The 10,435-nt window shown below is 71.9% G+C and carries 9 protein-coding genes; 3 read left to right on the forward strand and 6 right to left on the reverse strand.

The annotated features are described in order from the left end of the window. Positions 1-109 precede the first annotated feature (109 nt). The 4 genes from mshC to ACFU6I_RS34090 all read right to left on the reverse strand — a co-directional run bounded on the left by mshC (position 110) and on the right by ACFU6I_RS34090 (position 3,869). Positions 110-1,339, reverse strand: a complete 1,230-nt coding sequence (mshC, locus tag ACFU6I_RS34075; protein WP_384373801.1) for a cysteine--1-D-myo-inosityl 2-amino-2-deoxy-alpha-D-glucopyranoside ligase — start codon at positions 1,337-1,339, stop codon at positions 110-112. A gap of 314 nt (positions 1,340-1,653) precedes the next feature. Then, positions 1,654-2,499 (reverse strand): SCO1664 family protein, encoded by an 846-nt coding sequence (locus ACFU6I_RS34080; RefSeq protein WP_384373804.1) that lies wholly within the window; start codon positions 2,497-2,499, stop codon positions 1,654-1,656. Beyond that, positions 2,463-3,053, reverse strand: coding sequence for a DUF3090 domain-containing protein (locus ACFU6I_RS34085; protein WP_030918365.1), 591 nt, complete (start codon positions 3,051-3,053; stop codon positions 2,463-2,465). Before ACFU6I_RS34085 ends, ACFU6I_RS34080 begins: the two co-directional genes overlap by 37 nt. A 105-nt stretch (positions 3,054-3,158) precedes the next feature. Next, positions 3,159-3,869: a histidine phosphatase family protein gene (locus ACFU6I_RS34090; RefSeq protein ID WP_384373807.1), complete on the reverse strand. Its 711-nt coding sequence runs from the start codon at positions 3,867-3,869 to the stop codon at positions 3,159-3,161. 59 nt (positions 3,870-3,928) lie between these two features. Here ACFU6I_RS34090 and corA point away from each other — a divergent pair, with 59 nt between their 5' ends. Next, positions 3,929-4,924 (forward strand): magnesium/cobalt transporter CorA, encoded by a 996-nt coding sequence (gene corA, locus ACFU6I_RS34095; RefSeq protein ID WP_384373810.1) that lies wholly within the window; start codon positions 3,929-3,931, stop codon positions 4,922-4,924. Positions 4,925-4,951: 27 nt separating this feature from the next. Here the strand turns inward: corA and ACFU6I_RS34100 are convergent, their stop codons facing one another. Both ACFU6I_RS34100 and ACFU6I_RS34105 read right to left on the reverse strand, forming a co-directional pair. Next, a complete protein-coding gene (locus ACFU6I_RS34100) occupies positions 4,952-5,740 on the reverse strand; it encodes a ferritin-like domain-containing protein (RefSeq protein ID WP_384373813.1) in 789 nt (262 codons plus the stop codon). Between the two features lie 198 nt (positions 5,741-5,938). Further along, complete coding sequence (locus ACFU6I_RS34105; RefSeq protein WP_384373815.1) at positions 5,939-6,988, reverse strand: LLM class F420-dependent oxidoreductase; 1,050 nt, start codon at positions 6,986-6,988, stop codon at positions 5,939-5,941. A 140-nt stretch (positions 6,989-7,128) separates the two neighbouring features. Here ACFU6I_RS34105 and ACFU6I_RS34110 point away from each other — a divergent pair, with 140 nt between their 5' ends. After that, positions 7,129-8,112: an aldo/keto reductase gene (locus ACFU6I_RS34110; RefSeq protein WP_384373818.1), complete on the forward strand. Its 984-nt coding sequence runs from the start codon at positions 7,129-7,131 to the stop codon at positions 8,110-8,112. Continuing rightward, on the forward strand, positions 8,109-10,346 hold the full coding sequence (locus ACFU6I_RS34115) for a helix-hairpin-helix domain-containing protein (RefSeq protein WP_384373821.1): 2,238 nt from the start codon (positions 8,109-8,111) through the stop codon (positions 10,344-10,346). The genes ACFU6I_RS34110 and ACFU6I_RS34115 overlap by 4 nt, the downstream gene beginning before the upstream one ends. Positions 10,347-10,435: the final 89 nt, after the last annotated feature.

The raw sequence follows: 10,435 nt of genomic DNA on the forward strand, positions 1-10,435 counted from the left end.
AGAGCGCTTTTAGCGCAGCCGCAAGCATTTGACCATGGACAAAACAGGACCGGCCCCGAACTTCGTGGAGAAGTCCAAGGCCGGCCAACAGGCAGAGGAAGAAGGGTTGTTACAGCGCGACACCCAGCAGCGCGTCGACGGTGCGCGAGACGAGGCCCGGCGCACCCTCGTCCGTACCGCCCTCGGCGTTCTGGCGCTCGGCCCAGCGGTCCACGGCGGCCAGAGCGGCCGGCGCGTCCAGGTCGTCGGCGAGAGCCTCGCGGACCTCGTCGACGAGGGCGTCGGCGGACAGTCCGTCGGGCCGGGAGACGGCGGAGCGCCACCGCGCGAGCCGCTCGACGGCGTCGGCGAGCACCTGGTCGGTCCACTCCCAGTCCGACCGGTAGTGGTGCGAGAGCAGCGCCAGCCTGATCGCGGCCGGGTCCACGCCGTCGCGGCGCAGCGCCGACACGAAGACCAGGTTGCCCCGGGACTTGGACATCTTCTCGCCGTCCAGGGCGACCATCCCGGCGTGCACGTACGCCTGGGCGAACGGGTGCTCGCCGGTCAGTACCTGGGCGTGCGATGCGCCCATCTCGTGATGCGGGAAGGCGAGGTCGGACCCGCCTCCCTGGACGTCGAAGCCCATGCCGAGGTGGTCCAGCGCGATGGCCACGCACTCGATGTGCCAACCGGGCCGGCCCGCACCGAGCGAGGCACCGTCCCAGCTCGGCTCACCCTCGCGGGCGGCCATCCAGAGCATCGGGTCGAGCGGGTTCTTCTTCCCCGGGCGCTCCGGGTCACCCCCGCGCTCTGCGGAGAGCAGCCGCATCGCCTCGGCGTCCAGGTTGGACACCTCGCCGAAGTGCGGGTCGGTCTCGACGGAGAAGTACACGTCGCCGTCGAGTTCGTAGGCGGCACCGGCGTCCCGGAGCCGTTCGACGAGCGGGACGATGCCCGGTATCGCCTCCACCGCGCCGATGTAATGCTGCGGCGGAAGCATGCGCAGGGCGGTCATGTCCTCGCGGAAGAGGGCCGTCTCGCGCTCGGCGAGCTCGGTCCAGTCCTGACCGTCGCGCACGGCCCGCTCCAGCAGCGGATCGTCCACGTCGGTCACATTCTGGACATAGTGAACCTGCCGCTTGGTGTCGAGCCACACGCGCTGAACGAGGTCGAACGCGTTGTAGGTCGCCGCATGACCCATGTGGGTCGCGTCGTACGGCGTGATGCCGCAGACGTAGATGCGGGCGACGGGACCGGGGTCAAGAGTGATCCGTCCGCCGGTCGCGGTGTCGTGGATCCGAAGGTCGCGGCCCTTGCCAGGCAGGGCGGGGACCTCAGAAGCGGGCCAGGCATGCATGCCATGAGCGTAACCGGACGTTGCTTCCGGATACGAACCGGATACGGGATCCCGGCCTGAGCGACGGTCGTGCGGTCGCGCGGTGCCCGCTCCCCGCCGCACCGATTCCCGAAGCCGTGGCGCTGCCCCGGCCCCCGGTCCCTTCGCCGCCGGACGGGCCGTGCAGGGCCCACAGGCCCCCTCGGACGGCGTAAGGACGTGCTCGACACCGGCGGGGGGCTCAAGGATGTCCTCCGGCGCGTGAGGAGCGAGGGTTCAGGGGCGGCGCCTCCGGCGTTCGGAGCGGAGCGGGCAGGGGAAACGCCCCCGGTCCGTCACACCGGTGGCCAGGGGATCGCCGGCCACCCGCCGCTCGGCTCCGGGTGCCGCCCCGTCATCCGCAGCGCCTCCACCCGCCCCCGCAACGCATCGATCTCCGCTGCAGTGATCAGCTCCGCCAGTCGGATGACCAGCGCCCTCCCCGGGGCCAGCTCTTCCGCCAGCCGGTCCAGCACGTCGACGGCCTCGGCCGTCAGCGGTTCCCCCGCCCACCCCCACAGCAGCGTCCGCAGCTTGTCGTCCGCGTTGAACGTCACTCCGTGGTCGATGCCGTACAGCCGGCCGTCCGGCGCCGGCAGCAGGTGCCCGCCCTTCCGGTCGGCATTGTTGATCACCGCGTCGAGGACCGCCAGCCGCCGCAGCCGCGGATCGTCCGCGTGCACCAGCAGCGCCGTCCTCCCCTCGCCCACCTCGGCCTGGGCGACGGCCCTCCACCCGTCCCCCGGCTCCTCGTCCTCGACGAGCGCCAGCAGCGGAGGCTCACCGTCCGCGGACGACTCCGAGGGTGCCTCGATCCACAGCTGGCACATCCCCTCCCCGTACGGCCCGTCCCGCAGCACGGTCGGTGGCACCAGCCCCCACCCCGTCGCCTCGGAGATCTCGTACGCGGCGACCTCACGCCCGGCGAGCGTGCCGTCGGGGAAGTCCCACAGCGGCTGTTCCCCGGCGACGGGCTTGTACACGCAGGTGCGCTCCTCGCCCTCGTACGCGACGGTGCAGTAGAGCACCGCATTGGACGCGTCACGGACCTGCCCGCGGACGGTGAGCTGCCCCTCGGTGAGCAGAGTGATCAGCCGGGTGTCCGTCAGGCTCCCCGTCGGTATCCGTTCTGGCGCGGGCATACGTGTCCTTCCGGGTCGAGCGGCAGGCTGCACAGCGGGCACGGCGGACGGCCGGCGTTCACGACGTCCAGGGCGCGCTTGGCGAACGCACGCGCCTGCGCGCCACTGAGCCGGACCCGGAGCATCGGCGGACCGTTCTCCTCGTCCTGCAGCATCCGTTCCTCGGCCTCCGCGAGATCGTCGTCGGAGTCCGCGTCCAGCTCGACCAGGGCCTGCGCCTCGACAATCATGCGCTGTTCCTCGCCGTCCCAGGCGAGAGCCATGGTCCCGACCCGGAACTCCTCCTCGACGGGCACGTCGAGCGGAGCGGTGTCGGTGACGTCCATCGGGGCCACTGCGGGCACCGGCGAGTTCCCGCCGGTCCTCCGCACAACCTCGTCGAGCAGTTCATCGATCCGCTCGGCGAGCGCGGCGACCTGGGTCTTCTCCAGGGCCACGCTGGTGACACGTCCGCCTGAGGAAGCCTGCAGGAAGAACGTACGGCGTCCAGGCAGCCCGACCGTACCGGCCACGAAACGGTCCGGGGGGTCGTAGAGGAACACCTGACGGGACACGTCCTGTCTCCCTTGAGAATTGACGGCAAATGAGGGGCGGCCGGGTTCCGGGAGAGTCCCGGAGGAAGGGCGCCTACGGCGCGTCCACCCTACTGCGAGGAGCGATCACGGCGCCCCAGCGCCGCCGCCGACCACCGCATCCGTATCTGCTTCCGTATCCGTGGCCGCGTCGGCGCTCACCTCGCGCGGCTCCAGCGACGCGAAGTCCCCGGTGTCGCCGAGCCGCAGCAGGAAGGGCCGAAGCCGCGTGTAGCGGATCGCGGTGACCGAGCAGGGTTCGGCCTGGATCCGCTGGAAGAGGTCGAGATGCATCCCCAGCGCGTCGGCGACGACGGACTTGATGATGTCGCCGTGCGAGCACATCACGTACACCGCGCCGTCGCCGTGCTCGGCCTCGATCCGGGCGTTCCACTCCCGGACGGCATCGACGGCGCGCGCCTGCATCGCCCGCATCGACTCACCGCCGGGAAAGGCCACGGCCGAGGGATGCTGCTGCACGACGGACATCAGCGGCTCGTCGGAGAGTTCCGCGAGTTTGCGCCCCGCCCAGTCGCCGTAGTCGCATTCGCTGATCCGGTCCTCGGTGTGCAGCGGCAGCCCCGGCCGGGCGTCGAGCAGTGGCTGCAGAGTCTCCCGGCAGCGCTGCAGCGGGCTGCTGACGGCGGCGGCGAGGGGAAGGGAGGCGAGCCGCCCGGGGAGCGCGGCGGCCTGCGCGACGCCGCGCTCGTCGAGCGCCACACCGGGGGTCCGGCCGGCAAGCACCCCGGCCGTGTTGGCGGTGGAGCGTCCGTGGCGTACGAGGATCAGGGTGGGCATACGGGCCAGCGTAAGCCGATGTCCCTCAGGAGGTGCGTCGGGGACCGGACCAAGGAAGAATGCGCGCCGTGATTGTGGATTGCGCGATTTATCGGGATGGGCGTCGTACCGACGGACCTGCCGACCTCTCCGATGCCCTCGACGAGGCACGGGCCACCGGGGACGCGTTTCTCTGGATCGGGCTGCACGAGCCGACGGAGAAGGAGTTCGACCTCGTCAGCAGCGAGTTCGGGCTGCATCCACTGGCCGTGGAGGACGCGCTGAGCGCGCACCAGCGGCCGAAGCTGGAGGTGTACGACGACTCCCTCTTCGTGGTCATCAAGCCGGTGGTGTACGAACCCGAGGGCGACACCGTCACCACCGACGAGCTGATGGTCTTCATAGGCGACTCGTTCGTCGTGACGGTCCGGCACGGGGAGGGAGCGCCGCTCGCCGAGGTACGCCGTCGGCTGGAGGCCGATCCCGAGGTGCTCAAGCACGGCCCCACCGCGGTCCTGTACGCCGTCAGCGACGCCGTCGTGGACCACTACATCGATGTGGCCGCGGAACTCCAGGTCGACCTGGAGGAACTGGAGACCGAGGTGTTCGCACCGAGCAGCACCGTCGACACCAAGAACACCGCATCGCGCATCTACACCTTCAAGCGGCAGGTGCTGGAGTTCCGCCGGGCCAGCGGCCCGCTGAGCGCGCCCATGGTCCGGCTCGCGGGTGCCACCGTGCCCTTCGTCAATGAGCACTCGCAGCCGTTCTTCCGGGACGTGAGCGACCATCTGACGCGCGCCAACGAGCACGTGGAGGGGCTGGACCGGCTGCTCTCCGACATCCTCTCCGCGCATCTGGCGCAGACGGGGCTGCGGCAGAACGACGACATGCGGAAGATCTCGGCGTGGGCGGCCATGGCGGCCGTACCGACGATGGTGGCGGGGATCTACGGCATGAACTTCGACCACATGCCGGAGCTGCACTGGGTGTGGACCTACCCGACGGTGATCGGGCTGATGGGCTGCGCGGTCTTCGGCCTGTACCGCATGTTCAAGCGCCGCGGCTGGCTCTGACGACAGGCTGCCCGCCGAAGGTGCGGCTCAGGCGTACTCGGGCGCAGGCACGGCCGGGCCGCCCAGCGCGTCGCGCCGCTCGGGCAGTTCCAGGCTGACCATGCGCCGCCAGCCGACGAGCCGTTCGTACACGTAGACGCCGTGGATCCCCGCGGCGAGCATCGCCGCCCTGGCCATGGGCCACCCCAGGATGCGGCCCATGTGCGCCATCACGGCGAGGCTGACGTCGCGGTACACCCGGATCTCGGCAAGGGCGCACTCGCGCAGGATCCGCTGGATCGTCCGGCCGTGTCCTGAGCGGGCGAGGCGGAGCAGCTCCTCATGGCAGTACGCCAGGTGGTTGTCCTCGTCGTTCGAGATCATCTTCACCGCGCGGCCCAGGTCGGGGTGGTCGGCGAAATACTTGTGAAGTGTTTTCATCTGTTCGGAGGCGCGCTGCTCGGTGACCCGGCTGTGCGCCAGATACGTGACGATGTCGAGCTCGGAGAGCGGCTCGTCGCGTTTCAGCTGCTCGTGGGCGAGGCCGATGCCGTGCTTCTCCAGCAGCATCGTGTAGTCCGTCTCGTGCGGCACCTCGGCCGGTCGCAGCCCGCGCTTCTTCAGCAGGGCGTGGAAGATCCGGCCGTGCTTGTCCTCGTCGGCACCGTGCCGGACGATCTTGGGAACGAGGGTGCGCTGGCTCTCGGGGGCCAGGGCCGCGATACGGCCGTTCTCCCAGCCGCCCTGCATCTCGCCACCTGCGGCGATCGAACAGAAGAGCCGGAACGACTCGTCGTTGTCGAGAATCTCCTGGAACAGGTTCTTTACCGAGAGCATCGCTGGCGCCTCCGTACCGGTGTCCGCAGAAGGAAAGTCAAATGCGGTACGGGCCGGTGGGCAACAGGGGGCATGCCCGGCAGGGCCAAACGGGTGCCGCGTAACCGATGGGCGGCGCGCGCGTTGTGCTATGCGTAACGGCCGTGGCGGGGAGGACCCCCGAGCCCCCACCACGGCCGTAGTGCTGCCCGCGGGCGGTTACGCCAGGCCGGACCGCTCCAGGGCGTCCGTACCGGCGCGCAGCGCGGCGATCCGCTCCTCGCGTGTGAAACCGGCGGGAGCAAGGGTCAGCGTCGTGACACCGGCGGCGGCGTAGGCCTGCATGCGCTCCGCGATGCGCTCGACCGAACCGAGCAGGGTGGTCTGATCGATCAGCTGGTGCGGTACGGCGGCCGCGGCGCCGGTCTTGTCACCCGACAGGTACTTGTCCTGGATCTCGGCGGCTTCCTTCTCGTACCCCATGCGCTGGGCGAGCTGGTTGTAGAAATTCTGCTTGCGGCTGCCCATGCCGCCGACGTACAGCGCGGTGTAGGGCCGGAACATGTCGGCGAGTCCGTTGACGTCGTCACCGACGGCGAGCGGCAGCGTCGGGCAGACGTCGAAGCCGTCCATGGTCTTCCCGGCCTTCTCGCGGCCCGCCCGCAGGTGCTTCACCGCGGTGTCCTCGAGATGGTCGGCGGACGGGAAGATCAGCAGCGCGCCGTCGGCGATCTCGCCGGTCTGCTCCAGGTTCTTCGGGCCGATCGCCGCGATGTAGAGCGGAATGTGCTCGCGCTGCGGGTGGACGGTGAGCTTGATGGGCTTGCCGGGGCCGTCCGGCAGCGGGAGCGTCCAGTGCTCGCCCTCGTACGAGAGCCGCTCGCGGGACATCGCCCGGCGGACGATCTCGACGTACTCCCGGGTGCGGGCCAGCGGCTTGTCGAACTTGACGCCGTACCAGCCCTCGGAGACCTGCGGTCCCGACACACCGAGGCCGAGACGGAACCGGCCGCCGGAGAGCGAGTCGAGGGTGGCGGCGGTCATCGCCGTCATGGCGGGCTGGCGCGCCGGGATCTGCATGATCGCGGAGCCGACGTCGATGGACTCGGTCCGGGCGGCGACCCAGGTGAGCACGGTCGGCGCGTCGGAGCCGTACGCCTCTGCCGCCCAGCAGACGTCGTAGCCGAGCCGGTCGGCCTCCTGGGCGACGGCGAGGTTGTCGCCGTCCATTCCCGCGCCCCAGTAACCGAGATTGATGCCGAGCCGCATAGCCGCTCCCCTTACTGATCAGTAACGTCCCTGTGGTCCGGACTCTAGCGCGCACCACCCGGATCCGGCAGGGGCGACTTGACCCCTCGTTGTCCACAGGCTTCCTCCCCGTGGGGCTCTGGCCAGTAATCTCAGCGCCCATGGAGCAGAGGCATCTCGGCCGCACCGGCCTTCGAGTGTCCCGGATCGGGCTCGGCACCCTCACCTGGGGCCGGGACACCGACGAGCACGACGCTGCCGAACAGCTGAAGGTCTTCTGGGAGGCGGGCGGCACGCTGGTCGACACGGCCGATGTCTACGGCGGCGGGGAGGCCGAATATCTGCTGGGGCAGCTCGTCGAGGGTCTGGTGCCGCGGCGCGATCTGGTCATCGCGACGAAGGCGGGCAGCGTGGCCGACCCGTACCGCCGCTTCGACGGCTCGCGCGGTCATCTGCTGGCGGCGCTGGACGCCTCGCTCGAACGGCTCGGTACGGACTACGTGGATCTGTGGCAGCTCCACGCCTTCGACCCGGTGACTCCGCTGGAGGAGACCCTTCAGACGCTGGAGCTGGCGGTGTCCACCGGGCGCGCACGGTACGTGGGGGTGTCGAACTTCTGCGGCTGGCAGCTCGCCAAGGCGGCGACCTGGCAGCTCGCCTCGCCCGGGGCGCGCACCCGGCTGGCCAGTACGCAGATGGAGTACTCACTGCTGCAGCGGGGCGTGGAGCGCGAGGTGCTGCCGGCCGCACTCGATCTGGGCGTGGGGCTGCTGCCGTCGTCGCCCCTGGGCCGCGGGGTGCTGACCGGCAAGTACCGCACGGGCACCCCGGCCGACTCCCGCGGCGCCTCGGAACTGCTCGCGCCGTTCGTGGAGCCGTATCTCGACGACCCGGCGAGCCGCATCGTGGACGCGGTGGCGACGGCGGCCGACGGGCTGGCCACGACGGCGCTGCAGGTGGCTCTCGCCTGGGTACGGGACCGCCCCGGAGTGGTGGCCCCGATCGTCGGCGCGCGCAACGCGCAGCAGCTCACGGAGGCATTGTCAGTGGAGGCGCTTAGTCTTCCTGACGAGATCTGCCAGGCGCTCGACGATGTGTCGGCGCCCGTGCACCGCTATCCCGACCAGGACTGGAGCACGCTGTGACTGCGCTTCCCCGGGGGGAATCCCCCGGCCCCTCGGCCGCCGCCGACGACACCGACGTCGTCGGCTCCGCCGCCGCCGTACCCGCCCCGTCCGCCGAGGACGCGGGGGCCGACGAGAGCGAGGCGCAGGAGACGGAAGGGACAGCGCAGTCGGCTGCCCCGGAGGGAGCCGAAGAGACGGACGCGGCCGCGACGGACGCCGACACGGCGCCCGCTGCCGCCGTGCTCTCGGAGGCCGAGGCCGAGCTGGCCGCCCAGCGGGAACTGCGGGAGCGGATCGAGAAGCGCAAGGCCGAGAAGGCGGGCCCGATCGCCGCGGGCGCCAAGCTGAGCGGGCAGGCGGCCGATCTGCTGGCGGCGGTGCGCGCCGTGGAGAGCGGCGAGAAGCCCGGCGCCGCGTTCTTCGACTCGCCCGCGCCGCGCCGTACCGCTCCCGCACCCGCGCCGGTACGCGCCCGGGAACCCGAGCCGGTGCTCGCACCGCAGAGTGCCTCTCCGGAGGTCGTGGCCGCGGTGACGGCCGTCCTGGCGGAGGGCGGGGCACCCGAGACCCTGGCGGGACCGGCGGCGGAGACGCTCGGCGCGCAGGCGGCCGACGTGCTGCGCGCGGACCCGTGGCAGCTGCTGGCCGTACCCACCGTCCGGCCCGAGCAGGCGGACGGCTTCGCGAGGGCCGTGCTGGGCGCCGGGTGCGGTCCGGACGACGAGCGGCGGACGGCGGCGCTGGTCGGCTGGCTGCTGGAGCGTGCCGCACTGCAGGGCCACACCGCGCTGGACGCGTCGGCGGTGCGTGCCGCGCTCGCCGAGCGTGCGGTGACCGACCCGGAGACGGCCGTGCAGCACGCCGTCGCCGAGGGCGTCGTGCTGGTCTTCCAGGACGGTCCGGACGACCAGGAACAGGAAGCGGACAGGGACGCAGAGCCCGACGGGCACGAGGCGGCGGACGGGGCCGGACAGGAGCCGGCCCAGGTACTGCTCGGTCTCGACCGGTACGCGCTGGCCGAGGAGAGCCTCGCCGACGGTCTGGCCCGGCTGGTCAACGCCTGCGAGAAGGACGCCGACTGGTCGGAGGCGGCCGCGGCCGCCGGTTCCCCGTCGGCGGGCGAGCTGATCCGTGCGGTCGCCGCCGGTGGCCTGGTCGCGCACACGGGCGGCGACGCGGCGCGGGCGGAACCCGCCGCGCTGATCGTCGCCGCCCGCGCCGTCGGGTTGCGGGCCCTCGGTGCCACCCACAGCGTGGACGGCAGACGGCGGCTGGCCGAGGCGCTCGACGAGCCGTCGGCGGCCGTCACCCTCGCCGGGCTGCTCTCCGGCGCGGAGGGCCCCGGCCGCGACGCGGACGGGGCGATCGCCGTCGATCTGCTGGTCGTGCTGGACGCCCCGCAGCTGGACGTGGAGACCGCCGCGATTCTGGTGGAGTCCCTCCCCGACGGCGCGCGGCTGGTGCTCAGCGGCGACCCGGGGGTGCTGGGCTCGGCAGGTGCGGGGCGGGTGTTCGCGGACGTCCTGGCCGCCCGTGCGTGCCCGCAGGTCGTATCCCGTACGCCGGATCCCGGTCCGATCGGCGAACTGGTCTCCGGGATCGGAATCGGCGAGCTGAACCAGGTGGCGGCCCCCGGCAAGGAGGTGGTGATCGTCCCCGTGCAGGACGCCGGTGAGGCGGTGCACCGCGCCGTGCAACTGGTCGCCGACTCGGTGCCGCGTGCGATCGGTGTCCCGTCGGCCGACACCCAGGTGATCACTGTCGGGCACGGCGGCTCGGCGGGCACCCGCGCGCTGAACGCGGCGCTCAAGCAGCGGCTCAACCCCGGTCCCGGCCGGTTCGGCGGCTTCGACCCGGGCGACCGGGTCGTACACATCCCGACCCCCGGCAGGACCGTGCCCGGGACGGTTGTCTCGGCCGACGCCGAGGGACTGCATCTGGACTGTGCGGGCACGCCGGTCGTCGTACCGCAGGAGCGAGTGGCGTCGTCCGTGCGCCACGGCTGGGCCCTCAGCGCCCACCAGGCGGCCGGGATGCGCTGGCCCGCGGTCGTCGTCGTGCTGCCCGGTGACGCGGCTCAGGGGCTGAGCCGGGCCTGGGTGTACACCGCGTTCAGCCGTGGCGAGCGGCATCTCTCCGTCGTGCACGGGGTGGATCAGGCGCTCCCGCGCGCGGTGGCCCTGCCCCCGTCCCAGGACCGCACGACCCGGCTGCGCGCCCTGCTGGAGGCGCAGCAGACGGTGACGTCCTAGGACGTGTGCCGGAAGTCCCGCCGTCCGCCCGAAGGGTGGGGCCGGCGGCGTCCGGTGCGTCGCCGGTGCCCCGGGCGGGGCACCGGCTG

Origin of the sequence: Streptomyces sp. NPDC057486, from assembly GCF_042802415.1 — a bacterium.
GTDB lineage: Bacteria > Actinomycetota > Actinomycetes > Streptomycetales > Streptomycetaceae > Streptomyces > Streptomyces yanii.

Coding starts and splice junctions, on each gene's coding strand:
- ACFU6I_RS34100 (WP_384373813.1), bottom strand. CDS start 5,740: ATGCTCTCGGTAAAGAACCTGTTCCAGGAGATTCTCGACAACGACGAG.
- corA (WP_384373810.1), top strand. CDS start 3,929: ATGCGCGCCGTGATTGTGGATTGCGCGATTTATCGGGATGGGCGTCGT.
- ACFU6I_RS34110 (WP_384373818.1), top strand. CDS start 7,129: ATGGAGCAGAGGCATCTCGGCCGCACCGGCCTTCGAGTGTCCCGGATC.
- mshC (WP_384373801.1), bottom strand. CDS start 1,339: ATGCATGCCTGGCCCGCTTCTGAGGTCCCCGCCCTGCCTGGCAAGGGC.
- ACFU6I_RS34080 (WP_384373804.1), bottom strand. CDS start 2,499: ATGCCCGCGCCAGAACGGATACCGACGGGGAGCCTGACGGACACCCGG.
- ACFU6I_RS34105 (WP_384373815.1), bottom strand. CDS start 6,988: ATGCGGCTCGGCATCAATCTCGGTTACTGGGGCGCGGGAATGGACGGC.
- ACFU6I_RS34090 (WP_384373807.1), bottom strand. CDS start 3,869: ATGCCCACCCTGATCCTCGTACGCCACGGACGCTCCACCGCCAACACG.